Genomic DNA, 22,861 nt, shown 5'->3' with positions numbered 1-22,861 from the left:
TACTAAGGTATAGCAACTGGATCAGGAATCACCCTCGCCGTTGGGCGCCTCAGCTCAACGCATGCGGTTGAGCACCTGCAGCATGGCGGCCGTTTGCGCGTCGGGCATGCCATCGAAGCGTTGTGGCCGGAAACGCATCTGGAACGCGGCGATCACATGCCGCGTGGCAACGTCCAGCTCACCGGTTTGCGCGATGGCGTAGCCGAACCGCGCCAGTTCCTGCTGATACCAGCCCACGCTGGGCGGGTTGACGCTGAAGAAGGCTTGTTGACGGGCGACGGCGTTAGCCTCGGGCCAGATACCGATGCCGGCATCAGCCAAACGCTTCCACGGGAACAACGGGCCCGGGTCGAGCTTGCGCAAAGGTGCGATATCGCTGTGGCCAACGATGTGCCGGGGGTCGATCTTGTTGCGCGTGACGATGTCCTTGAGCAGTGCGATCAAGGACTGCACCTGGGCTTCGCTGTAGGGGTGCCAGACCCGGCCATTGGGAGTGTCGGTGAACCCTGGGTTGACGATTTCGATGCCAATAGAGGTGGAGTTCAACCAAGTGCGCCCCTGCCATTGGCTGTCACCGGCATGCCAGGCACGGCGGCTTTCATCCACCAGCTGATAGACCGTGGCCGGGCCGTCGCCAATCAGGTAATGGCTGCTGACCTCGCCGTGGGTCAACAGCGCCAATGAGCGCTCAAGCGAGGCATTGGTGTAGTGCAGGACGATGAACTGGATACGGTTGTCCTGGTTGACCGAAGGGTGGCTGCGGTCGATGCGCAGGCCCGTCGAACAGCCGGTCAATATCATCAGTAAAAGCGTTGCTAAAAGGGTCTTCATCGAAAGGGCACGTCAACGTGAATAGATAAGTTAGCCACAGTATAACGAGCCCCTTTCAGACGGCGCGGCTCAAGCAGCCTCAACGCATGCACATCAGCATGAACGCCAGCGAATTGTCTCCACTGGCGCCGTTGACGTCTATCAGCTGGGTGTTAATGGTAACGCCCCCGTCAACACTCGGCATACCAACAACTTTGGCGTGGCCATGCAACAAGCGGGTCTGCGTGCTCCCATCAATCGGCGAAACAGAACAAAACCTGGGGTCCTGCTGAACGATGTGCTTGTTGAGGTGCATCTTGTACTGCGTGAAGTAGTTGGATTGCGGTGTCTTTTCTACTTTTCGATCCATTTCGGCCAAGATCGCAGCACTTCACCCTCGGCGCTGATATGCGCCGTCCAGTGATCATCTGCGGCCATGGCACTGACATGGAATGTCAGGCTCACTATCAGTGGCAGCGTCCATCTGGTCATTTTCGACTCCTGAGTAAGTAGTTCAATCGACCGCTGCTGGTGATTCAGCATCACGGCAAGCCAGTCTCGAACACTTCTCAGCCCGCAACGCGGTACATATTTACCCCTGCTCCACTCGATTTCGCCCCAAATCCTTGGCCCGGTACAACGCGGTGTCGGCGCGCTTGAGCACCTGGTCGCCGCGCTCGCCCGAGCGAAACGCGCCCAGCCCGATAGAGGCGGTGATCACCACGCGTTCACCCTTGAAGTGGAACGGGCACGCTTCGATGGTCGCACGCAGTACCTCGGCCATCTGGGCGGCGGCCGCTGGCGAGGTCTGCGGGAACAGCAGCACGAACTCCTCACCGCCGTAGCGCGCAATGAAATCGCGCCCTCGCAGGCGTTTGCGCAGCTGGTCGGCGACGATCTTCAACACCTTGTCCCCCGCCAGGTGCCCATAGTTGTCGTTGATGCGCTTGAAGTGGTCCAGGTCGAGGATCGCCATGGCCAGATGGCCGCCACTTTCATGCCAGTCGAGCATCTCGCGTTCCAGGTGCTCGCTCCAGGCCGCGCGATTGGGCAGGCCGGTCAGCGGGTCCAGCAACGCCTTTTGCCGCTGCTCTTCGAGGTGCTCGCGATAACCGAGCGCCTCGTGTTCCATGTTCGCCACCCGCTCGGACAGGCCTTGCAGGCGCCCGGCGAGCTCCTGCTCGCGACGATCACGCTCGTGCTTGTGTTCGTCCATGGTTACCAACAGGCCTTCGAGGCGGTTTTCCAGGATGTGCTTGAGGCTGTCCACATCGGCGGCACCTTGCACACTGCTCTGCAGCCCATCGACCTGCTTGCGCAGCTGGGTATCGAGCGCCTGGGCGGCGCTGCTGTTGTCGGCATGCCCGGCACTGGCTTCGTGCAGGTGACTCTGGAAGCTTTCCAGGCGCTCGTTGATCTGTTGCAGGTAGGTCTCGAATTCGTGCTGGCCGCTGTCGGTTATCGCCAACATCAGCACCGCTAGGTCATCCAGCAACGGGATCAGCTCATACCAATTCAGCCCACGCGCCACCCGCTCGCGCATTTCCTGGGCCTGGGCCTTGTGCCGTTCGGGCAGGCTGAGGTCGTCGAGCAGGCCGATAAGGGTCTGTTCGATGTGTGCGGCCACTTGGCTGTAGGGCGGCTCTACCGCATAGGGCAGGGCATAAGGGCCGTCTTCGCCGAAGGTGTCTTCGAGCGCCTGCGCAGGTTCTGCCTCAGCTGCGGGAGAGATGAGGGTAGTAGCCAGCTCGGGCGCCTCGTCCGGCAAGGACTCAGGTTGTGGCGTGGCCGGCGTGTCTGTGGTTTCGATCAGCGCCGGGCCCTCAGGCGCCTGTGCCTCAGTCAGCGGGGCTGGCAACGGCAGCAGGGCGTCCACATCGTCGGGCTGCGGGTCCTCGGCTGTGCGCTGTACGGGGGCTGCTGCCGGCTGCGGCACTGCGTCTGCCATCACGCCCGCAGGCGCTGCTGCCAGCGTAGCCTCGGCGTCGGCGTCAGCTTCGCCGGGTTGCTCGTTCTCGCGCCCGCCAAACAAACGCTGCAAAAAGCCCGGCCGCTCTTCCTCGGGCTTGCCCAGGGCAGAGAGTGCGCGGCCTTGCAGGCCACTCAGCTCGCCCAGCAGCGGGGGCAGTTCACGTGACTGGGCGACCCCACCATCGAGCTTCTTCGCCAGCTTTTTCAGCGGCCGCGAGATGTCGCTCGGCAACGGCAGGCCTTGCAGCTGGCTCACCAGCGATGTCAGCGCATCGCTGACCTGGTTCATGCGGGTTTCCCGGCGCTGCTCGGAGTCCAGCACCGCCTTTTCCAGGCGCGGGATCAGCCCGGCAAGGCCCGCGTCCATATTGTCGCTGCGGATGACCTCGCGCATTTCCTTCATGCACGCGTCCACCACCTTGTCGCTACCTTCGGCGGCCAGGGTGCTGCGCACGAGCCCGCGACGCAGCAGGTCGAGACGTGCGTCCCAACGGCGCTCAAGCTTCTCTTGCTGCTCGATGCTCTTAAGGTATTTCTCTTTCCAGCGCTCAGCGTCGTCAGTCATGCCCAGGTCCGCAAACGGTGATGGCAATTAGCTCAAAACCGGCAGCGTATCCACAGTCAATGCATCAGGCAATCGAATCTCGACGGCAACGGGAAGGTGATCGGAAATTGGCTGCGCCAACACCTCGACACGCTCAAGCGTAAGGGTTGGGCTGAGCAGGATATGGTCCAGGCAACGCTGCGGTCGCCAGCTGGGGAAGGTGGCCTCGACCTGAGGGGCAACCAGGCCCAGATCGCGCAGGGGCGAACGCTCCAGCAGGTCGGTGGCATGGGTGTTCATGTCACCCATCAACACCTGATGGCGGTAGCCGCCGATCAGCTCGCGAATATAGCTGAGCTGCAGGGCACGGGTCTTGGCGCCGAGTGCCAGGTGCATCATCACCACGATCAGCGCATCTTCACCTTCGCCGAAACGCACCAGGATTGCACCGCGACCGGACGGGCCGGGCAAAGGGTGGTCTTCAAGGTGTTGCGGCTTGAGACGGCTGAGCACGCCGTTGCTGTGCTGGGCAAAGCGCCCAAGGTTGCGATTGAGCTGCTGGTACCAATAGGGGAAGGCACCCAGGTGAGCCAGGTGTTCGACCTGGTTGATGTAGCCTGAGCGCAGGCTGCCACCATCGGCTTCTTGCAGGGCCACCAGGTCGAAGTCACCGAGCAGTTGGCCGATCTTCTGCAGGTTGCCGGCACGCCCGGTATGCGGCAGCAGGTGCTGCCAGCTGCGGGTCAGGTAGTGCCGGTAGCGCTCGGTGCTGATGCCGACCTGAATGTTGAAACTGAGCAGCCGCAGGCGACCATCCTCTGGCAGGCCCGGAGCCTGCAGGTGATGCTCGTTGACCTGCGGCTGGTGCAGGCCAATGCCACGCGTGGTTCTGAAGCGGGGCATGGGTACGCCGCTTACTTAGCGGCGCGCTCCTTGTCGATCAGCTGGTCGGCCACTTTCAGCACGCCTTCAGGCCCGCCTGCAGTGCCCAGGTCGAAGCGGTACTTGCCGTTGACGACCAAGCTCGGTACGCCGGTGATTTCGTACTTCTTCGACAGTTCTTTGGCCTGGTTGACCTGGCCTTTGATGGCGAAGGAGTTGAAGGTGGCGAGGAACTTGTCCTTGTCCACGCCTTGAGTAGCGAGGAAGTCGGCCATGTCCTCTGGGTCGGTCAGGCGTTTTTTCTGGTTCTGAATGGCATCGAACACTGCCGCGTGAACCTTGTGCTCGACGCCCATGGCTTCGAGGGTCAGGAACATCTGGCCGTGTGCGTCCCACGGGCCACCGAACATGGCGGGTACGCGCTTGAAGTTGACGTCCGCTGGCAGCTTTTCGGCCCACGGGTTGATGGTCGGCTCGAAGTGGTAGCAGTGAGGGCAGCCGTACCAGAACAGCTCGACCACTTCGATCTTGCCGGGCACGGAAACCGGAACAGGGTTGCTCAGCTCGATATAGGGCTTGCCGGCATCAGGCTCGGTGGCCTGAACGGCGGTCATACCGAATACGCTGGCGGCGACCAACGCAGCGCTGAGAATCAGTTTACGCATGCTTTACTCCTGAGCATTCATGGGTCGCCTCGACGCGACCTGTACCTGAGACAGGTCGGGCCAGGCCCGAGTTCTGTAGTGTAACGGCTGCGGACGCAAAAAAGGGCGGTCCGGCCGCCCTTTCATCTTTGCCTTACAACATTAACCGAATGTTAATGCGCCAATTTCTTCGCGGGTTCAGCCGCGAAGAAATCGACAACCACCTCAGTGCAGGCCCTGGATGTAGCTGGCCAACGCTTCGATATCGTGGTTGCTCAGCTTGCCCGCGATGGTGCGCATGGTCGTGGCGTCGCCATCGTTGGTACGCACGCCTTCACGGAACTCGGTCAGCTGCTTGGTCACGTACTGCGCGTGCTGCCCGCTCAGGTGCGGGAAGCCGGCCAAGGCGATACCTGCGCCGTTGGGCGAGTGGCAGCCGGTACAGGCAGGCAGGCCTTTTTCCAGGTCGCCGCCGTTGAACAGGGCACGGCCACGCTCGACCAGCTTGGGGTCGGCCGCCCCGACGCTGCCCTTCTGGCTGGCAAAGTACGCGGCGATATCGGCCAGGTCCTGGTCACTGAAGGCGGCCAGCATGCCGGTCATCTCCAGCACGGTGCGCTTGCCGGACTTGATATCGTGCAGTTGTTTTTCGAGGTAGCGCTGCCCCTGGCCTGCCAGTTTCGGGAAGTTCGGTGCCAGGCTATTGCCGTCGGGGTTGTGGCAGGCACCACAGACGGCCGTCTTGGCCTGGCCGGCGGCGGCATCGCCTTTGATAGGTTGCGCAGCAGTGGCCGCACCTGCGACACCCATGGTCAACAGCAGACTCACGACTAGTTTGTTCATCAGCTAATCCAACACGGCTAAGGGTGAAATGTTATGTATCGGGACTGCCGCTCATCCAAAGGATGACCAAACGGTAGTCCTCGGCACTGCAGTCCATGCACAATCCACGCGGCGGCATAGCCTTGAAACCCTGGGTCACATGCCTCACGAGTACATCCACACCTTGCGCCAGCCTTGGCTCCCACGCTGCCCGGTTACCCCGCTGGGGGGCCTGGGGCAACTGCCCGGCGTGACAGGCCGCACACGTGCGGTTGTACAACACCTCGGGATCCTGTGTAGCCTGTGCGCTGAAAAACGGCAGGAACATACCGACAGCAAGCAGCCATTTCGCCATGCGGAACGACCTTCAGGGTTGGGGGCCGCGCTGCGTTCTGATGCGCGAGCTATTGTTCGACACCCCATGCTCGCTCTCCTTCGCTGGGAGAATGAGCACACAAAAACTGGGGCATTATATACTTCCGCCATCCAAACGGAAACGACACCGCTTGCCAGGCTCGAGCCTTCAGAGTCAGGCAACACCCACATCGGATATCCCATGCAAGTCAAGAACCCCATCCTCGGCCTCTGCCAGAAAGCCACATTCGCCCTCAGCGCTGCCAAGGTCGAACAATGCCCGGACGACCAGGGTTACGAGGTGGCTTTCGCCGGCCGCTCCAACGCCGGCAAATCCAGCGCCCTCAATACCCTGACTCATGCCAGCCTGGCGCGTACCTCGAAAACCCCGGGGCGCACCCAGCTGTTGAATTTCTTCAGTCTGGACGATGAACGGCGTTTGGTCGACCTGCCGGGCTACGGTTATGCAAAAGTACCGATTCCGCTCAAGCAGCACTGGCAGCGCCACCTGGAAGCCTACCTGGGCAGCCGCGAGTGTCTGCGCGGGGTGATCTTGATGATGGACGTGCGCCATCCGATGACCGACTTCGACAAGATGATGCTCGACTGGGCCAAGGCCAGCGGCATGCCGATGCACATTCTACTGACCAAGGCCGACAAGCTGACCCACGGCGCGGGCAAGAACACCTTGCTCAAGGTGCAGTCCGAGATCCGCAAGGGGTGGGGCGACGCGGTGACCATCCAGTTGTTCTCGGCGCCCAAGCGCCTGGGGCTCGAAGAGGCCTACCGCGTACTGGCGGGCTGGATGGAACTGGAAGACAAGCCTGCGGAATAAAGGCTGATCACTGATCCTGGAGCCTTGCCGCAAGGCCGCTCCAGGGATCGTAGGGTGGTCAAATCCCAGGCAAAAAAAACCCCGGACTTCGTATGGGGAGGGGGAAGTTCGGGGTCCAAGTCCGGACCGCTAGGGCGGGGTCCAGATATCTGCCAACACTTAACACAACATAGGAGCATCGAAGGGCTTCACCAGCCATTCAGTTACTCTGAGTTCCGCTTCACCGGTTTAGTTCCGAAGCCTTGAAAACTATTTGCGATAGTTTCATGAAACCCCAGCACTAATGGCATCTAGCTATGCCAGGATCCGCGTCACTACGTCGCAGATCCTACACAGCTTTGCAGGCTCAATCAGTGAGCTTCGTCCCAATTCGCGCCAATTCCTGCTTCGACCAGCAACGGCACATCCAGCTGTGCGGCACGGCTCATGTGCAGGCGGATTTCATCTTTCACCTGCTCGACCAACTCCTCACGCACCTCCAGCACCAGTTCATCGTGCACCTGAAGGATCACCCGGGCATCCAGGCCGCTCTCGGTCAGCCAGTTGTCCACGTTGACCATCGCCCGCTTGATGATATCGGCCGCAGTACCCTGCATCGGGGCGTTGATCGCCGTCCGCTCGGCGCCTTTGCGCAGGGCCGGGTTCTTGGCGTTGATATCCGGCAAGTACAGCCGGCGGCCGAACAGGGTTTCGACGAAACCTTGCTCGGCCGCCTGGGCGCGGGTGCGCTCCATGTAAGCCAGCACGCCTGGGTAACGGGCGAAGTAACGGTCGATGTAGTCCTGGGATTGCTTGCGGTCGACGCCAATCTGCTTGGCCAGGCCAAAGGCACTCATGCCGTAGATCAGGCCGAAGTTGATGGCCTTGGCGCTGCGGCGCTGGTCGGTGGTGACATTTTCCAGCGCCACACCGAACACTTCGGCAGCAGTGGCGCGGTGCACGTCGAGGTTGTTGCGGAAGGCATGCAGCAAACCTTCGTCCTTGGCCAGGTGGGCCATGATGCGCAGTTCGATCTGCGAATAGTCCGCCGCCAGCAGCTTGTAACCGGGGCTGGCCACGAACGCCTGACGGATACGCCGACCTTCGGCGGTGCGGATCGGGATGTTCTGCAGGTTCGGGTCGCTGGACGACAGGCGCCCGGTGGCGGCCACTGCCTGCTGATAAGAGGTGTGAATGCGCCCGGTGCGCGGGTTGATCTGCCCCGGCAGCTTGTCGGTGTAGGTGCTCTTGAGCTTGCTCAGGCTGCGGTACTGCATCAGTACCTCGGGCAGCGGGTAGCCTTGCTCGGCCAGCTCGTCGAGTACCGCCTCGGCGGTGGACGGCTGGCCCTTGGCAGTCTTGCTCAGCACCGGCATGCCCAGCTTGTCGTAGAGGATCGCCCCCAACTGCTTGGGCGAGCCGAGGTTGAACGTCTCGCCAGCCAGTTCATAGGCCTGGCGCTCCAGTTCAGCCATTTTCACGCCCAGTTCGCCGCTTTGCACGTGGAGCAGTTCGGCATCCACCAACGCGCCTTGGCGCTCGATTTTCGCCAGCACCGGCACCAGCGGCATCTCGATGTCCATCAGCACCGGTTGCACGCTTGGGGTCTTGGCCAGGCGCAGCTGCAGTGCCTGGTGCAGGCGCAGAGTGATGTCGGCATCTTCGGCAGCGTACGGGCCGGCCTTGTCCAGCGGGATCTGGTTGAAGGTCAGCTGTTTCGCGCCCTTGCCGGCAATCTGCTCGAAGGTGATGGTGGTGTGGTCGAGGTACTTCTGCGCCAGGCTGTCCATGTCGTGACGGGTGGCCGTGGAGTCCAGCACATAGGACTCGAGCATGGTGTCGTAGGCCACGCCGCGCATCTGGATGGCCGGGGCGCCGTTGGCCAGGATGTTGATATCGTACTTGGCGTTCTGCCCGACCTTGGCTTTGGCCGGGTCTTCCAGCAGGGGTTTGAGCGCCAGCAGCACGGCCTCGCGGTCCAGCTGGACCGGGGCGCCTTCGTAGTCGTGGGTCAGCGGTACATACGCCGCCTCATGCGGCTCGACCGCAAACGACAGGCCGACCAGCTGCGCCTGCTGGGCATCGAGGCCGGTGGTTTCGGTGTCGAACGCGAACAGCGGGGCCTGGCGCAGCTTGTCCAGCCAGGCATCGAAACGGGCCTGGTCGAGCACCGTCTCGTACTTGGGTTCGACCTTGGCCGCCGGCGCGTCCTCCGGCACGGTCACGGTCGCCCCGGCCCTGGCGGCTTCGCGCTGAACGTCGGCGACCCAGCTTTTGAATTCCATCTCGGTGTACAAGGCCAGCAATGCATCACGGTCTGGCTCGCCGCAGACCAGCGCCTCGACTTCGATATCCAGCGGCACGTCGAGCTTGATGGTGGCCAGCTCATAGGACAGGAACGCCGCCTCACGGTGCTCTTCAAGCTTGGCCGGCAGGGTCTTGGCGCCGCGGATGCTCAGGGTCGGCACCTTGTCGAGGTTGTCGTAGACGTCGCGCAGGCCGCCACCAATACCTGTCAGCAGGCCGGCAGCGGTCTTCTCGCCCACGCCCGGCACGCCGGGGATGTTGTCGACCTTGTCGCCCATCAGGGCGAGGAAATCGATGATGTGCTCAGGGCCGACACCAAACTTTTCGTGCACCCCGGCAACATCCATCACGCTACCGGTCATGGTGTTGACCAGGGTGACATGCCCGTCCACCAGCTGCGCCATGTCCTTGTCGCCGGTCGAAATGATGACCGAGCGGCCCTGCGCCGCACTGCTGCGCGCCAAGGTGCCGATCACATCGTCGGCCTCCACGCCCTCGACGCACAGCAGCGGGTAGCCCAAGGCCTTGACGCTGGCATGCAACGGTTCGATCTGCACCCGCAGGTCGTCAGGCATGCTCGGGCGGTTGGCCTTGTACTCGGCGAACATGGCATCGCGGAAGGTACCGCCCTTGGCGTCGAACACCACCGCAAACAAGCTGTCGGGGTATTGCTTGCGCAGGCTCTTGAGCATGTTCAGCACACCCTTCACCGCGCCGGTAGGCATGCCCTTGGAGGTGGTCAGCGGCGGCAATGCGTGGAAAGCGCGGTAGAGGTAGGAGGAACCGTCCACCAGGACGAGGGGCGCTTGGCTCATGAGCAGAATCAACCTTTTCGGCGGGTCCGGAGCTAGAATAGCCGGATCAATGACGACAAAGGGACAAGGTTATCATGCGTACACTCAATCGCCTGTTACTGCTCGGTCTGTTGGCAACCATGCCAGTCGTCACCCTGGCGGCGGACGACGCCCCCTCGGCCGATCCCGAGGTGACCATTCGCACGGAAGGCGATAAAACCATCCAGGAATACCGCCAGAACGGCTTCCTGTATGCGATCAAGATCACGCCGAAAAACGGCAAGCCTTATTTTCTGGTACGCGCCGATGGCACTGATGCCAATTTCATTCGTTCCGACCAGCCGGACATGCTGATTCCGTCCTGGAAGATCTTCGAGTGGTAAGCTGACGCGTATCGTTCACATCAACCCGGCACTTCCCGGCGGAAGTGCCCGTATGGGCATTTTTTCATCATGTCAGTCTTCACCCCTGTGACCCGGCCTGAGCTGGAAACCTTTCTGGCGCCGTACCAGCTGGGCCGTCTGCTCGATTTCCAGGGCATCGCCGCCGGCACCGAAAACAGCAACTTCTTCGTCAGCCTGGAACAGGGTGAGTTCGTCCTGACGCTGATCGAACGTGGCCCGAGCGAAGACATGCCGTTCTTCATCGAGCTGCTCGACGTGCTGCACGCCGCCGACATGCCGGTGCCCTACGCCCTGCGTGACCGCGACGGCAATGGCCTGCGCGAACTGTGCGGCAAGCCTGCACTGCTGCAGCCGCGCTTGTCGGGCAAGCACATCAAGGTGCCGAACAACCAGCACTGCGCGCAGGTAGGCGAATTGCTCGCGCACATTCACCTGGCTACCCGTCACCACGTCATCGAGCGCAAGACCGACCGCGGCCTGGACTGGATGCTGGCCTCGGGGGCCGAGCTGATGCCGCGCCTCACGGCCGAACAGGTTGCGCTGCTGCAGCCTGCGCTGGACGAAATCAACGCGCACAAGGCGCAGATCCTGGCCTTGCCACGGGCCAACCTGCACGCCGACCTGTTCCGCGACAACGTGATGTTCGAAGGTACCCACCTGAGCGGGGTGATCGACTTCTACAACGCCTGCTCGGGCCCAATGCTGTATGACATCGCCATCACCGTGAACGACTGGTGCATCGATGAGCAGGGCGCGCTCGATGTGCCACGGGCCCAGGCGCTGCTGGCGGCCTATGCGGCGCTGCGGCCGTTCACCGCAGCCGAGGCCGAATTGTGGCCGGAAATGTTGCGGGTCGGCTGCGTGCGCTTCTGGCTGTCGCGCCTGATCGCGGCGGAGTCGTTTGCCGGGATGGATGTGATGATCCATGACCCGAGCGAGTTCGAGGTGCGCCTGGCGCAGCGCCAGCAAGTGGCGTTGCACCTGCCGTTCGCGCTCTAGAACCTCGCCGGCTTCTTCGCGGGGCAAGCCCGCGAAGAAGCCGCTACAGGGTTACAACTGCTCCAGGCACCCGGCCAGATCACCCCCCAGCTTCTCCAGCAAGCGCTCATAGCCCTTGCCGTCCACTGGGTCGGTGCCGCCCAGGGCATCCAGCTCGGCCAGGCGCACCGGCAGCCCGGCGGTCAACGTCTCGGCCAAGCGCGGGCGCAGCGGCGGTTCGCTGAACACACAGGTCTTGCCCACTTCCTGCAGGCGTTTGCGCATGGCCGCCACATGCTGGGCGCCCGGCTGCACCTCCGAAGCCACGCTGAATACCCCGGCGTGCTTCAGGCCATAGGCGGCCTCGAAGTAGTCAAAGGCTTCGTGGAACACGAAGTACGGCTTGTCGGCGATGCCGGCCACACGTGCCTTGATGCGCCCATCCAGAGCATCCAGGCGCTCGACGAATGCCTTCAGGTTGCTTTGATAGCGCGTGGCATTGGCCGGGTCGACCTCGGCCAGGTCCGCCGCCATCTTCGCCGCGATCACCCGGGCATTGACCGACGACAACCACAGATGCGCATCCAGGCTACCGGGGCGGTGGTCGTGATCATGGTCGTCCTGGTCGGTTTCTTCATGCGAGTGGCTGTCTTCGCCAAAATGGCGCAGCTGCATGCCGGTCAGCGACTGAACCGCGATGGTGGCCTTGTCTCGGCCTTTGAGCACCCTGGGCAGGAAGTTCTCCATGTCCGGGCCGATCCAGTACAGCAGGTCGGCGTCCGCGACGCGCCGTACGTCGGAGGGGCGCAGGGCGTAATGGTGCGGCGAGGCGCCAGGCGGCAGCAGCACATCCGGGCTGCCGACCCCGTCCTGAACGGCGGCGGCGATCTGCTGCAGCGGTTTGATGCTGGTCAGCACACGCACGTCGGCCTGGGCTGAAAATGCGATGAAAGCGACAAAAAGGGCTAGGAATCGGGACACGGTGAATACTCGGCTCGCCAGAAACAGGTAACATAATAACGTCTCCATCCAGAACCGTCGCTGCCCATGTCCATCACGCCGCTGGCCAACCGCCCCCACGATCACTCCCATTGCGTATACAGCGCACTGGCCGAAGCCGATGCCTTGTGCACCCGCCAAGGGTTGCGCCTGACCGCGCTGCGCCGCCGTGTGCTGGAGCTGGTATGGCAAAGCCACAAACCGCTGGGCGCCTACGACATTCTTGCCGTGCTCAGCGAGCAGGATGGCCGCCGCGCCGCACCGCCAACCGTGTACCGCGCTCTGGACTTCCTACTCGACAACGGCCTGGTGCACCGCATCGCCTCACTCAATGCGTTCATTGGCTGCAGCCACCCCGAGCACGTGCACCAGGGCCAGTTCCTGATCTGCCGCGCCTGCCATGTGGCCATCGAGCTGGAGCAGGCCAGCATCAGCGACGCCATCATCAACAGCGCCAAGGGCGTCGGCTTCAGCGTCGAAACCCAGACCGTGGAAGTGGTAGGCCTGTGCGGCAGCTGCCGGAGCGCGGCATGAGCGACGCGCTGATCCGCCTGGAGCAGGTCGGTGTGACCTTCGCCGGCGAAGCGGTGCTCGACAGCATCGACTTGTCGGTGGCGCCGGGCCAGATCGTCACCCTGATCGGCCCCAACGGGGCAGGCAAGACTACCCTGGTACGCGCCGTGCTGGGGCTGCTCAAGCCGCACCGGGGCAAGGTATGGCGTAAACCGCGCCTGCGCATCGGCTACATGCCGCAAAAAATCCAGGTCGACGCCACGCTGCCGCTGTCGGTGCTGCGTTTCTTGCGCCTGGTGCCTGGCGTCGACCGGGCAGCGGCGCTGTCGGCATTGCAGGAAGTGGGCGCCGAGCACGTTATCGACAACCCGATCCAGACCGTTTCCGGCGGCGAAATGCAGCGCGTGCTGCTGGCCCGGGCCCTGCTGCGCGAGCCGCAACTGCTGGTGCTCGACGAACCGGTACAAGGCGTCGATGTGGTCGGCCAGACCGAGCTGTACAACCTCATCACCCGCCTGCGCGACCGCCACGGCTGCGGCGTGCTGATGGTCTCCCACGACCTGCACCTGGTCATGAGCACCACCGATCAGGTGGTCTGCCTCAACCGCCACGTGTGCTGTTCCGGCCACCCGGAGCAAGTCAGCGGCGACCCGGCCTTCGTCGAGCTGTTCGGCCAGAACGCGAAAAGCCTGGCCATCTATCACCACCATCACGACCACAGCCACGACCTGCATGGCTCGGTGGTCGCCCCTGGCACCCATGTTCACGGAGAGCACTGCAAGCATGGCTGATTTTCTTCTCTACGCCCTGCTTGCCGGTCTGTCCCTGGCGCTGGTGGCCGGCCCACTAGGGTCTTTCGTGGTGTGGCGGCGCATGGCCTATTTTGGCGACACCCTGTCCCACGCCGCCTTGCTCGGCGTCGCCCTGGGTTTCGCCCTGGACGTCAGCCCAGCCCTGGCAGTGACCGTGGGCTGCCTGCTGCTGGCGATCCTGCTGGTGACTTTGCAGCAACGCCAACCGCTGGCCTCCGACACCCTGCTCGGCATCCTTGCCCCCAGCACGCTTTCCTTGGGCCTGGTGGTGCTGAGCTTCATGCACGACGTGCGCATCGACCTGATGGCCTATCTGTTCGGCGACCTGCTGGCCATCAGCACCACGGACCTTGCCTGGATCCTCGGTGGCAGCGCACTGGTGCTGCTGTTGCTCGCCGCACTGTGGCGGCCCTTGCTGGCGGTGACCGTGCACGAGGAACTGGCCATGGTCGAGGGCCTGCCCGTGGCGGGCCTGCGCCTGGCATTGATGCTGTTGATTGCGGTGGTGATTGCCGTGGCGATGAAGATCGTCGGCGTGCTGCTGATCACCTCGTTGCTGATCATCCCGGCCGCTGCGGCGCAGCGCCACGCCCGCTCGCCCGAACAGATGGCCCTGGGTGCCAGCCTGCTGGGGGTGACCGCGGTTTGTGGCGGCCTGGCCATGTCCTGGTTCAAGGACACCCCAGCCGGCCCTTCGATCGTGGTCTGCGCGGCAGTGCTATTCTTGCTGAGCCTGGCCTTGCCGAAACGCTGAAAGCCAGGGCGCCCGAAGGCGCGCCCTGCAACCTTTTCACGGGTAAAGGGTCTGTAAGACTTGTTTTCGAGCGTGCGCACCTGGGTGTAGACTTGCTCGCTTTTTGCGCAAATAGAGAGTCGCAGGAATGAAGCCGTTCGCCTCCCGTTATCTGCTTGTAGCCGCGTTTTCCCTGTTCCTGGCTGCCTGTTCCAGCGCACCGGTCGAACAGGCCGATGCACCTGCTCAAGCCGATGCCTGGCAGCAGTTGCAACAAAACATTGCCAGCAATGAGCTGGCCACCGCCGAAGACCAGCTGGCTGCATTGCAGGCACAGTCGCCGGTAGACCCGCGCCTGGAGCAATACCAGCGGCAGTTGGCCGAGGCGTATCTGCAGCGTAGCCAGATCGTCCTGCAGAAGGGCGATGTCAACGCTGCGGCCACCGCCCTGGCCCGCGCCCGCGCCCTGATGCCGCAAGCCCCGGCAGTAACCGGTGGTGATGCCGTCAGCCAGGCGCGCAAAGCCGAGCTGGAGAAAGCCGAGGCGGCGTTGAAAGCTGCCGAGGCCAAGCCCCAGGCGCGGGTCATCGACCCGACTGCGCCAAGTACGGTGATTGCGCTGAAGACTACGGACATGGCTGCCATGCGCCGTCAGCTCGATGAGATTGCCAAGGACGTGGTCAATTACCAGTGCGAGGTGGTGTTTCAGGTACCACGCACCGAGGACGCACCTTGGCTGAAGACCCTGCTGGAAAAGCGCGTTCACAAGCTCGACAGCAGCTTTGCGCTGAAGCAGAAGCATGAAATCCAGCGCAAATTGCCGGCGCAGGTGGTACTGGTCCCGCACCAGCGCTGAATGCTTCGCGGGGCAAGTCGGATTGCCCCGCGAAGCGGCCCTGTCAGGCTGGTACTGCTTCAGCAGCCGCCTCCCGCTCCCACACCCGATGCCCTTCAACCGCTTTCACAAAGGCATCCACGGTCTTCTGGTCATCCCCCAGCAGCAGGCCCTTGTCTTCCTTGAGCCCCAAGCTATCCAGCAACGCCTTGCCTTCCTTGGCCAGCGCGATCGCCTTCAGATGCTTGTAACCCTCTAGCAGGAAGTGCTTGGCCAGCCCACTGGCACCCAACGCATCCAACGACGCCTTGCCAGCCGGCACCACAATGCCGTCGAACATGATCGATGGCATGCCCTCCATCGACGCATCCACCGGCAGTGGCTTGCCTTGGGCGGTTTTAACCGGCGCCGACGTAGGCCCGAGCACCATGATGCGAGCACTGTGCGCTTCCAGCGCCTTGACCTGTTGATCGACGCTGGCACCGTCCACGCCGTCAGCCACCAGCACGGCAATCTTGCGGCCCTTGATGCCTACATCGCCGGGGTGGTTCATCTGGCTCAAGGCGGGCGATTTCGCGAGCTTGCTGCCTTTGACCTGAACCGTGCCGGCCTTGGGCGCAGGCAGGCCGAGGTTTGCCGCCACGGCCGCAGCCAGTTTCAGGTCGATGTTGGCCAGAATCTCATTTACCTCACGCACCCGGATATGCTCACGCTCAACCTTGCCCAGCTCGAAGCTGTAGGCCTTGATGATGTGCTGCTGCTCATTCGGGCTCATGCTCTGGAAGAACAACCGCGCCTGCGAGAAGTGATCACCGAACGACTCGCTGCGTTGGCGTATCTTCACCGCATCGATACGCTCCTGGTAGCTCTCGAAGCCGCCATCCTGGGCTGCGGCAGGGGTTTCTTTCGGCCAGCCGCCATCGATCGAGTTCGGCTCGTACGAGGCGCGGCCCTTGTGGATAGTCTGCCGGTGCAGCGCGTCACGTTGGTTGTTATGGTTCGGCGCAACCGGGCGGTTGATCGGGATTTCATGGAAGTTAGGCCCGCCCAGGCGGCTCAGCTGGGTGTCGGTATAGGAGAACAACCGGCCCTGCAGCAGGGGGTCGTTGGAGAAGTCGATGCCAGGCACGATATGCCCAGGGCAGAAGGCAACCTGCTCCACTTCGGCAAAGAAGTTGTCGGGGTTGCGGTTGAGCACCATCTTGCCCAGCGGCGTGACCGGCACCAGTTCTTCGGGGATGATCTTGGTGGGGTCGAGCAGGTCGAATTCGAACTTATGCTCGTCGGCTTCGGGCACGATCTGCACGCCCAACTCCCACTCTGGGTAGTCACCCATCTCAATCGCTTCGCTCAGGTCGCGGCGGTGGAAGTCGGTGTCCTTACCCGCCAGTTTCTGCGCCTCATCCCACAATACCGAGTGAACCCCTTGGCGTGGTTTCCAATGGAACTTGACGAAGCTGGCCACCCCTTCGGCATTGATCAGGCGGAAGGTGTGGATGCCAAAGCCTTCCATCATCCGCAGGCTGCGGGGGATGGCACGGTCGGACATGGCCCACATGACCATGTGCGCAGACTCCGGCACCAGCGAAACGAAGTCCCAGAACGTATCGTGGGCCGAGCCGCCCGTAGGCATCTCGTTGTGTGGCTCGGGTTTGACCGCATGCACGAAGTCGGGGAACTTGATCGCGTCCTGGATGAAGAACACCGGCATGTTGTTGCCGACCAGGTCGAAATTGCCTTCATCGGTGTAGAACTTCACCGCGAAGCCACGTACATCACGCACGGTGTCGCCCGAGCCGCGTGGGCCCTGCACGGTTGAAAAACGCACGAATACCGGGGTGATCTTCTCTGGGTCCTGCAGGAAACCGGCCTTGGTCAGGGCAGCATGGTTGCCGTAGCTCTGGAAGTAGCCATGGGCACCGGTGCCGCGTGCGTGGACAATCCGCTCCGGGATGCGCTCATGGTCGAAGTGGGTGATCTTCTCGCGCATGATGAAGTCTTCGAGCAGCGAAGGCCCGCGGTCACCGGCCTTGAGCGTGTTCTGGTTGTCGGCGATGCGCACGCCTTGGTTGGTCCGCAAAGCCTGGCCCGTCGCATCGCTGCGCACAGCCTCGAGGCTCTGCAGTTTGGCATTGGTATTGGCCTTGTCGGGCGTCTGGGTACCGGCGGCCTGGCTCTCTTTGGGCGCGTCCGTTTTCTTGCTGGGCATGGTCGGCTTTCCTCATCAGTCTTCAGGCTTGCCCGTGTGGGCTTGTTCTAGTAGTGACTGGAGCCCGATTGGCTACGTTCAATAAGCTTTACCGGTTGTCGCGTTATGCCCGCTGGGTTGGTGCATGACGAAATAAATGCTAAGAACAGCTATGGGAAAAGGCTAAAATGCGCGACCCCAGCTAACCGCTGACCCAAAATTCCATGCGCCCCACAAGGTTCGCTACGTGATCGAGTTCCAACATGTCCATAAGACCTACCGCGTCGCCGGTAGGGAAATCCCCGCCCTCAACCCGACCAGCCTGACCATCGAAGACGGCCAGGTGTTCGGCCTGATCGGCCATTCCGGCGCCGGCAAAAGCACCATGCTGCGCCTGATCAACCGCCTCGAAGAGCCCTCGGGCGGCACGATCATCGTCGATGGCGAGGACGTCACCGCGTTCAACGCCAACCAACTGCGCGGCTTCCGCCAGCAGGTCGGGATGATTTTCCAGCACTTCAACTTGCTGGCATCCAAGACCGTGGCCGACAACGTCGCCCTGCCGCTGACCCTGGCCGGCGGGCTGTCGCGCAGCGAGATCGACAAGCGCGTCACCGAGCTGCTGGCCCGCGTCGGGCTTTCCGACCACGCCAAGAAGTACCCGGCGCAGCTGTCCGGCGGCCAGAAGCAGCGCGTGGGCATCGCCCGTGCCCTGTCCACCAACCCGAAGATCCTGCTGTGCGACGAGGCCACCAGCGCCCTCGACCCGCAGACCACCGCGTCGGTGCTGCAACTGCTGGCCGAGATCAACCGTGAGCTGAAGCTGACCATCGTCCTGATCACCCACGAAATGGACGTGATCCGCCGGGTCTGCGACCGCGTGGCGGTCATGGACGCCGGGCAGATCGTCGAGCAGGGCTCGGTGGCCGATGTGTTCCTGCACCCGCAGCACCCGACCACCAAGCGTTTCGTCCAGGAGGACGAACAGGTCGATGAAGGCGAACAGCGCGACGACTTCGCCCACGTACCGGGGCGCATCGTGCGCCTGACCTTCCAGGGCGAGGCCACCTACGCACCGCTGCTGGGCACCGTGGCCCGCGAGACCGGCGTCGACTACAGCATCCTGGCCGGGCGTATCGACCGCATCAAGGATGTCCCCTATGGGCAGCTGACCCTGGCCGTCACCGGCGGCGACATGGAAGCGGCGTTCGACCGCTTCAAGGCAGCTGACGTACATATGGAGGTACTGCGTTGATGGACGCCCTGAATTTCTTCGCCAACGTCGACTGGGCCGAAATCTGGCTGGCCACCGTCGACACCATGGTCATGCTGTTCGGCTCGTTGTTCTTCACCGTGCTGCTGGGCCTGCCGCTGGGCGTGCTGCTGTTCCTTTGCGGCCCACGCCAGATGTTCGAACAGAAAGGCGTGTACGCGCTGCTGTCGCTGGTGGTCAACATCCTGCGCTCGCTGCCGTTCATCATCCTGCTGATCGTGATGATCCCGTTCACCGTGCTGATCACTGGCACCTCGCTGGGCGTCGCCGGGGCCATTCCGCCGCTGGTGGTAGGGGCCACGCCGTTCTTCGCGCGCCTGGTCGAAACCGCCCTGCGCGAGGTCGACCGCGGCATCATCGAGGCCACCCAGTCGATGGGCGCGACGACGCGCCAGATCATCACCAGTGCCTTGCTGCCGGAAGCCCGCCCGGGCATCTTCGCAGCCATCACTGTCACCGCCATCACCCTGGTTTCGTACACCGCGATGGCCGGTGTGGTGGGCGCGGGCGGCCTGGGCGACCTGGCCATCCGCTTCGGCTACCAGCGCTTCCAGACCGATGTCATGGTCGTGACCGTGGTGCTGCTGCTGGTGCTGGTTCAAGTCCTGCAAAGTGTGGGCGACAAACTGGTCGTGCATTTTTCCCGTAAGTAACCCCAATGGGGTCGGCCTGGCCGACCCGTTCGGGGGCCGTCGCGGCCCTCACAAGGAGTGATTGATGAAGAAGCTGCTTGCTGTCGCTGCCGCTGTCGCGGCCTTTTCGGCCCACGCCGATACCCTGACCGTTGCCGCCACCCCGGTGCCGCACGCCGAGATCCTCGAGTTCGTCAAACCACAACTGGCTAAAGAAGGCGTGGACCTGAAGGTCAAGGTATTCACCGACTACATCCAGCCGAACGTGCAGGTCGCCGAAAAGCGCCTGGACGCCAACTTCTTCCAGCACCAGCCGTACCTGGATGAGTTCAACAAGGCCAAGGGCACCGCCCTGGTCAGCGTTGCCGGCGTGCACATCGAGCCGCTGGGCGTGTACTCGTCCAAGTACAAGAAGCTCGCCGAGCTGCCTTCGGGCGCCACCGTGGTCATTCCCAACGACGCCACCAACGGCGGCCGTGCTTTGCTGCTGCTGGCCAAGGCCGGCGTGATCACGCTCAAGGACAACAGCAATATCCTGTCGACCGTGAAGGACGTTGCCGAGAACCCGAAGAACATCAAGTTCCGTGAGCTGGAAGCGGCCACCATCCCGCGCGTGCTGACCCAGGTCGATGCTGCCCTGATCAACACCAATTACGCGCTGGAAGCCAAGCTGAACCCTGCGAAGGACGCGCTGGCCATTGAAGGCAGCGACTCGCCTTATGTGAACATCCTGGTTGCCCGCCCGGACAACAAAGACTCGGATGACATGAAGAAACTGGCGGCTGCACTGCACTCGCCAGAGGTGAAGCAGTTCATCAACGAGAAGTACAAGGGCGCTGTAGTACCTGCTTTCTGATCCGAAACCCATGGGGCCGCTTCTACAAGGGATCGCATTCCCCTGTAGGAGCGGCCTTGCCGGGGCGCCGGACCGGTCGGAAAGGCCTGCGCAGCAGGCCCAAAATCTCAATCCCGCTTCACCAGCCCGGGCAACTGCGCCACCAGCTTCTGGTTGTTGAACGGCGCACGAATGAACCCGCGCTGACGCCCATCCGGCCCCACAATCGCCAGGTTGCCGCTGTGATCCACGGTATACTCAGGCTTGCTGGTATCCGCCGGAATGAACGGAATGCTCAAGGCATTGGCCAGTTTCTGGGTGTCTTCGATCGACCCCGCCACCCCGACAAAATCCTTGTCGAAGTAACCCAGGTACTGCTTGAGCTGGTTCGGCGTATCGCGATTCGGGTCCACGCTCACCAGCACCACCTGCAACCGGTCCACGGCCTCCTTGGGCAGTTCGCTCTTCACCTGACGCAACTGGGCCAACGTGGTTGGGCAGATGTCCGGGCAGTAGGTGTAGCCGAAGAACAGCAACGACCACTTGCCCTTCAGATCATCCAGCGCCACGGGCTGGCCGTCCTGGTTGGTCATGGTCACGTTCGCCACCGTACGGCTCTGCGGCAAGAGGATGATGCCGGCATCGATCAGCTCCGTCGGGTTGGGCTGGTCGCGGCCATTGAGCACCTTGTTGACGGTCAGGCCCAGGATCAACGCGACCAGGGCGACGAGGATGAAGACGGTTTTCTGGGTTCGGGTCATAGATTCAGCAACAGGTAGTGGTCAAGGAGCAACGCGACGAACAGCGCGAACAGGTAGCCGATAGAGTACTTGAAGGTGCCGATTGCCGCGTGCGGGCGGCTGCCACGGTACAACACCCAGGCCCAATGCAGGAAGCGCAGGCCCAGGGCCAGGGCACAGGCCAGGTACAACGGGCCGCTCATGTGGATGGCATAGGGCAGCAGGGTGACGGCCAACAGTATCAGGGTGTAGAGCAGGATGTGCAGCTTGGTGTAGCGCTCGCCGTGGGTCACCGGCAGCATCGGGATATCGGCCTTGGCGTATTCCTCCTTGCGGTGGATGGCCAGGGCCCAGAAGTGCGGTGGGGTCCAGGCGAAGATGATCAGCACCAGCAACAAAGGCTCGGCGCTGACATGGCCGCTGACCGCCACCCAGCCAAGCAGCGGCGGCGCCGCGCCGGCCAGGCCACCAATCACGATGTTCTGTGGTGTTGCACGCTTCAGAAAGCCGGTGTAGAGCACCGCATAGCCCAGCAGCGAAGCCAGGGTCAGCCAGGCGGTGAGGGCGTTGGTGAACACCAGCAACAGCGCCATGCCCAGCAACGCCAGGGCCAAGGCAAAGGCCAGCGCCGGCAGCGGCGCGACCCGGCCTGCAGCCAATGGCCTTTTGTGGGTGCGCGCCATCAAGGCGTCGATACGCCGGTCCACCACATGGTTGACCACCGCAGCGCCACCCGCGCACAAGCCAATGCCCAGGTTGCCGAACAGCAGCACGCTCCAGGCAACGCCTGCGCGGCTGGCGAGGAACATCCCTGCAAGGGAAGTGATCAGCATCAGCACCACCACCTTGGGCTTGGTCAGCTCCAGATAGTCGCGCCAGCCTGCCCGTTGTGCGCCTAGAAGCGTCGCCACGAATCGTTCCTCATTGGGTGCGAGATATCCACGCCCACCACCGGCGTCAGGCGCCAGCCGTGGCCGACGCGCACTTTGTCGACCACGCGGATGCGGTAGTTCACCAGCACCATGCTCAGTAACAGCATGGCCCCGCCGGCGTTATGGGCCACTGCCACGCCAAGCGGCAGGTGGAACAGCACGTTGCTGATGCCTAGCCCGACCTGCACCGCCAGGGCCAACAGCACCAGCCGCGCCAGGCCAGCGAGGCCACAGCGGTAAAGCTTGAAGCTCAGCATCAGCAGCACGGCACTGACCAGCAACGCACCCAACCGGTGGCTGATGTGGATGGCCGTGCGCGCATCGCTGTCCAGTTGCCCGCCTAGGTAGTTGGGGCCGACGTGCTGGGTCAGGTGGAAGCCGTTGCTGAAGTCCGCCGCCGGCCACCACTGGCCATGGCAAGTGGGCAAGTCGATACAGGCGACCGCCGCATAATTGGCGCTGACCCAACCGCCCAGGGCGATCTGGCCGACCACCGCCAGCAGCGCCAGAGCCGCAATGCGGCGTAGGCTCAGCGGTAGCTTAGGCAGCGGCGCAAAGGCCCGGGACAGCCGCAGGCACAGCAGAAACAGCAGGCTCAAGGTGGTGAACCCACCCAGCAGATGCGCGGTGACGACTTGCGGCCAGAGTTTCAGCGTCACTGTCCACATGCCAAACGCCGCCTGGGCCAGCACCACCGCCAGCAAGAGCACGGGCAAGCGGTAGGGCTGGCCATCACGCGCATGGCGGCGTACGGCCTGCAAGGCCAGCCAGGCGATCACCAGCGCCAGGGTGCCGGCGAAGTAGCGATGGACCATTTCGGCCCAGCCCTTGGCGGCCTCCACCGGGTGTTCGGGGAAGTGCACTTCGGCGTGGGCCAGCTGAGCGTCGGTCTTGGGCACACTGATAAACCCATAACAGCCTGGCCAATCAGGGCAGCCCAGGCCGGCATGGGTCAGGCGGGTATAGGCACCGAGCAACACGACCAGCAGTGCCAGCAGGGTGGCGAACACAGCGAGGCGCAATCCGGGTCTGGCCATGGCAGGCT

The 22,861-nt window shown here is 63.0% G+C and carries 23 protein-coding genes and 1 pseudogene; 10 read left to right on the top strand and 14 right to left on the bottom strand.

Going from position 1 to position 22,861, the window contains the following annotated elements:
* Window positions 1–54: 54 nt before the first annotated feature.
* From LJX93_RS00430 to LJX93_RS00395, 8 genes and pseudogenes are all read right to left on the bottom strand, one after another.
* Window positions 55–831: an N-acetylmuramoyl-L-alanine amidase gene (locus LJX93_RS00430; protein ID WP_033702536.1), complete on the bottom strand. Its 777-nt coding sequence runs from the start codon at window positions 829–831 to the stop codon at window positions 55–57.
* A gap of 79 nt (window positions 832–910) precedes the next feature.
* Complete coding sequence (locus LJX93_RS00425) at window positions 911–1,189, bottom strand: hypothetical protein (protein ID WP_227696637.1); 279 nt, start codon at window positions 1,187–1,189, stop codon at window positions 911–913.
* Window positions 1,165–1,302 (bottom strand): hypothetical protein, encoded by a 138-nt coding sequence (locus LJX93_RS00420; protein WP_227696636.1) that lies wholly within the window; start codon window positions 1,300–1,302, stop codon window positions 1,165–1,167. The genes LJX93_RS00425 and LJX93_RS00420 overlap by 25 nt, the downstream gene beginning before the upstream one ends.
* 100 nt (window positions 1,303–1,402) lie before the next feature.
* A complete protein-coding gene (locus tag LJX93_RS00415) occupies window positions 1,403–3,346 on the bottom strand; it encodes a GGDEF domain-containing protein (protein WP_227696634.1) in 1,944 nt (647 codons plus the stop codon).
* A gap of 27 nt (window positions 3,347–3,373) precedes the next feature.
* Window positions 3,374–4,206 (bottom strand): annotated as a pseudogene (locus tag LJX93_RS00410) (endonuclease/exonuclease/phosphatase family protein).
* Window positions 4,207–4,239: 33 nt separating this feature from the next.
* Window positions 4,240–4,872 carry a thiol:disulfide interchange protein DsbA gene (gene dsbA / locus LJX93_RS00405; protein ID WP_033702532.1) on the bottom strand — a complete coding sequence of 211 codons (633 nt, stop codon included), beginning with the start codon at window positions 4,870–4,872 and terminating at the stop codon, window positions 4,240–4,242.
* Window positions 4,873–5,076: 204 nt separating this feature from the next.
* On the bottom strand, window positions 5,077–5,694 hold the full coding sequence (locus LJX93_RS00400) for a c-type cytochrome (RefSeq protein ID WP_033702531.1): 618 nt from the start codon (window positions 5,692–5,694) through the stop codon (window positions 5,077–5,079).
* A gap of 31 nt (window positions 5,695–5,725) precedes the next feature.
* Window positions 5,726–6,028 carry a c-type cytochrome gene (locus LJX93_RS00395; RefSeq protein WP_033702530.1) on the bottom strand — a complete coding sequence of 101 codons (303 nt, stop codon included), beginning with the start codon at window positions 6,026–6,028 and terminating at the stop codon, window positions 5,726–5,728.
* A 201-nt stretch (window positions 6,029–6,229) separates the two neighbouring features.
* Between LJX93_RS00395 and yihA the strand changes: the two genes are divergently transcribed.
* Entirely contained in the window at window positions 6,230–6,862 is a 633-nt protein-coding gene (yihA, locus tag LJX93_RS00390; RefSeq protein WP_033702529.1) for a ribosome biogenesis GTP-binding protein YihA/YsxC, read from the top strand.
* Window positions 6,863–7,212: 350 nt separating this feature from the next.
* Here yihA and polA read toward each other — a convergent pair whose 3' ends face one another.
* Window positions 7,213–9,963, bottom strand: coding sequence for a DNA polymerase I (polA, locus tag LJX93_RS00385; RefSeq protein ID WP_033702528.1), 2,751 nt, complete (start codon window positions 9,961–9,963; stop codon window positions 7,213–7,215).
* A gap of 74 nt (window positions 9,964–10,037) precedes the next feature.
* On the opposite strand from polA, the gene LJX93_RS00380 reads away from it, so the two are divergent.
* A complete protein-coding gene (locus tag LJX93_RS00380) occupies window positions 10,038–10,325 on the top strand; it encodes a DUF2782 domain-containing protein (protein ID WP_010951520.1) in 288 nt (95 codons plus the stop codon).
* A gap of 69 nt (window positions 10,326–10,394) precedes the next feature.
* The gene (locus tag LJX93_RS00375; RefSeq protein ID WP_033702527.1) at window positions 10,395–11,345 is read left to right on the top strand and encodes a homoserine kinase; all 951 of its coding nucleotides are present in this window, start codon (window positions 10,395–10,397) and stop codon (window positions 11,343–11,345) included.
* Window positions 11,346–11,396: 51 nt separating this feature from the next.
* Here the strand turns inward: LJX93_RS00375 and LJX93_RS00370 are convergent, their stop codons facing one another.
* Window positions 11,397–12,353 carry a zinc ABC transporter substrate-binding protein gene (locus tag LJX93_RS00370; RefSeq protein ID WP_095065497.1) on the bottom strand — a complete coding sequence of 319 codons (957 nt, stop codon included), beginning with the start codon at window positions 12,351–12,353 and terminating at the stop codon, window positions 11,397–11,399.
* A gap of 18 nt (window positions 12,354–12,371) precedes the next feature.
* On the opposite strand from LJX93_RS00370, the gene zur reads away from it, so the two are divergent.
* The 4 genes from zur (at window position 12,372) to LJX93_RS00350 (ending at window position 15,237) form a co-directional block, all read left to right on the top strand.
* A complete protein-coding gene (gene zur / locus LJX93_RS00365) occupies window positions 12,372–12,857 on the top strand; it encodes a zinc uptake transcriptional repressor Zur (protein WP_227696632.1) in 486 nt (161 codons plus the stop codon).
* Window positions 12,854–13,627 (top strand): zinc ABC transporter ATP-binding protein ZnuC, encoded by a 774-nt coding sequence (gene znuC / locus LJX93_RS00360; RefSeq protein WP_033702525.1) that lies wholly within the window; start codon window positions 12,854–12,856, stop codon window positions 13,625–13,627. Before zur ends, znuC begins: the two co-directional genes overlap by 4 nt.
* Window positions 13,620–14,402: a zinc ABC transporter permease subunit ZnuB gene (gene znuB, locus LJX93_RS00355; protein ID WP_033702524.1), complete on the top strand. Its 783-nt coding sequence runs from the start codon at window positions 13,620–13,622 to the stop codon at window positions 14,400–14,402. Before znuC ends, znuB begins: the two co-directional genes overlap by 8 nt.
* A gap of 127 nt (window positions 14,403–14,529) precedes the next feature.
* Window positions 14,530–15,237 (top strand): PA5502 family lipoprotein, encoded by a 708-nt coding sequence (locus LJX93_RS00350; RefSeq protein ID WP_033702523.1) that lies wholly within the window; start codon window positions 14,530–14,532, stop codon window positions 15,235–15,237.
* Between the two features lie 43 nt (window positions 15,238–15,280).
* On the opposite strand, the gene katE is transcribed toward LJX93_RS00350, so the two are convergent.
* Window positions 15,281–17,425 (bottom strand): catalase HPII, encoded by a 2,145-nt coding sequence (gene katE / locus LJX93_RS00345; protein ID WP_033702522.1) that lies wholly within the window; start codon window positions 17,423–17,425, stop codon window positions 15,281–15,283.
* 226 nt (window positions 17,426–17,651) lie between these two features.
* On the opposite strand from katE, the gene LJX93_RS00340 reads away from it, so the two are divergent.
* The 3 genes from LJX93_RS00340 (at window position 17,652) to LJX93_RS00330 (ending at window position 20,165) form a co-directional block, all read left to right on the top strand.
* A complete protein-coding gene (locus LJX93_RS00340; RefSeq protein WP_033702521.1) occupies window positions 17,652–18,659 on the top strand; it encodes a methionine ABC transporter ATP-binding protein in 1,008 nt (335 codons plus the stop codon).
* Complete coding sequence (locus tag LJX93_RS00335; protein ID WP_033702520.1) at window positions 18,659–19,330, top strand: methionine ABC transporter permease; 672 nt, start codon at window positions 18,659–18,661, stop codon at window positions 19,328–19,330. Before LJX93_RS00340 ends, LJX93_RS00335 begins: the two co-directional genes overlap by 1 nt.
* 64 nt (window positions 19,331–19,394) lie before the next feature.
* Window positions 19,395–20,165 carry a MetQ/NlpA family ABC transporter substrate-binding protein gene (locus tag LJX93_RS00330; protein WP_033702519.1) on the top strand — a complete coding sequence of 257 codons (771 nt, stop codon included), beginning with the start codon at window positions 19,395–19,397 and terminating at the stop codon, window positions 20,163–20,165.
* 107 nt (window positions 20,166–20,272) lie between these two features.
* Here the strand turns inward: LJX93_RS00330 and LJX93_RS00325 are convergent, their stop codons facing one another.
* From LJX93_RS00325 to LJX93_RS00315, 3 genes are read right to left on the bottom strand one after another with little or no spacing between them, the layout of a single operon-like run.
* Entirely contained in the window at window positions 20,273–20,905 is a 633-nt protein-coding gene (locus LJX93_RS00325; RefSeq protein ID WP_227696630.1) for an SCO family protein, read from the bottom strand.
* Window positions 20,902–21,795, bottom strand: coding sequence for a heme o synthase (gene cyoE / locus LJX93_RS00320; RefSeq protein WP_033702517.1), 894 nt, complete (start codon window positions 21,793–21,795; stop codon window positions 20,902–20,904). The genes LJX93_RS00325 and cyoE overlap by 4 nt, the downstream gene beginning before the upstream one ends.
* Complete coding sequence (locus LJX93_RS00315; RefSeq protein ID WP_033702516.1) at window positions 21,780–22,853, bottom strand: COX15/CtaA family protein; 1,074 nt, start codon at window positions 22,851–22,853, stop codon at window positions 21,780–21,782. Before LJX93_RS00315 ends, cyoE begins: the two co-directional genes overlap by 16 nt.
* Window positions 22,854–22,861 lie beyond the last annotated feature (8 nt).

Source organism: Pseudomonas sp. HN2-3 (assembly GCF_020691745.1).
GTDB lineage: Bacteria > Pseudomonadota > Gammaproteobacteria > Pseudomonadales > Pseudomonadaceae > Aquipseudomonas > Aquipseudomonas capeferrum.
This window is presented reverse-complemented; position numbering and strand designations above follow the sequence as displayed.

Coding starts and splice junctions, on each gene's coding strand:
- LJX93_RS00430 (WP_033702536.1), bottom strand. CDS start 831: ATGAAGACCCTTTTAGCAACGCTTTTACTGATGATATTGACCGGCTGT.
- LJX93_RS00420 (WP_227696636.1), bottom strand. CDS start 1,302: ATGACCAGATGGACGCTGCCACTGATAGTGAGCCTGACATTCCATGTC.
- LJX93_RS00415 (WP_227696634.1), bottom strand. CDS start 3,346: ATGACTGACGACGCTGAGCGCTGGAAAGAGAAATACCTTAAGAGCATC.
- dsbA (WP_033702532.1), bottom strand. CDS start 4,872: ATGCGTAAACTGATTCTCAGCGCTGCGTTGGTCGCCGCCAGCGTATTC.
- LJX93_RS00400 (WP_033702531.1), bottom strand. CDS start 5,694: ATGAACAAACTAGTCGTGAGTCTGCTGTTGACCATGGGTGTCGCAGGT.
- LJX93_RS00395 (WP_033702530.1), bottom strand. CDS start 6,028: ATGGCGAAATGGCTGCTTGCTGTCGGTATGTTCCTGCCGTTTTTCAGC.
- yihA (WP_033702529.1), top strand. CDS start 6,230: ATGCAAGTCAAGAACCCCATCCTCGGCCTCTGCCAGAAAGCCACATTC.
- polA (WP_033702528.1), bottom strand. CDS start 9,963: ATGAGCCAAGCGCCCCTCGTCCTGGTGGACGGTTCCTCCTACCTCTAC.
- LJX93_RS00380 (WP_010951520.1), top strand. CDS start 10,038: ATGCGTACACTCAATCGCCTGTTACTGCTCGGTCTGTTGGCAACCATG.
- LJX93_RS00375 (WP_033702527.1), top strand. CDS start 10,395: ATGTCAGTCTTCACCCCTGTGACCCGGCCTGAGCTGGAAACCTTTCTG.
- LJX93_RS00370 (WP_095065497.1), bottom strand. CDS start 12,353: ATGGAGACGTTATTATGTTACCTGTTTCTGGCGAGCCGAGTATTCACC.
- zur (WP_227696632.1), top strand. CDS start 12,372: ATGTCCATCACGCCGCTGGCCAACCGCCCCCACGATCACTCCCATTGC.
- znuC (WP_033702525.1), top strand. CDS start 12,854: ATGAGCGACGCGCTGATCCGCCTGGAGCAGGTCGGTGTGACCTTCGCC.
- znuB (WP_033702524.1), top strand. CDS start 13,620: ATGGCTGATTTTCTTCTCTACGCCCTGCTTGCCGGTCTGTCCCTGGCG.
- LJX93_RS00350 (WP_033702523.1), top strand. CDS start 14,530: ATGAAGCCGTTCGCCTCCCGTTATCTGCTTGTAGCCGCGTTTTCCCTG.
- katE (WP_033702522.1), bottom strand. CDS start 17,425: ATGCCCAGCAAGAAAACGGACGCGCCCAAAGAGAGCCAGGCCGCCGGT.
- LJX93_RS00335 (WP_033702520.1), top strand. CDS start 18,659: ATGGACGCCCTGAATTTCTTCGCCAACGTCGACTGGGCCGAAATCTGG.
- LJX93_RS00330 (WP_033702519.1), top strand. CDS start 19,395: ATGAAGAAGCTGCTTGCTGTCGCTGCCGCTGTCGCGGCCTTTTCGGCC.
- LJX93_RS00325 (WP_227696630.1), bottom strand. CDS start 20,905: ATGACCCGAACCCAGAAAACCGTCTTCATCCTCGTCGCCCTGGTCGCG.
- LJX93_RS00315 (WP_033702516.1), bottom strand. CDS start 22,853: ATGGCCAGACCCGGATTGCGCCTCGCTGTGTTCGCCACCCTGCTGGCA.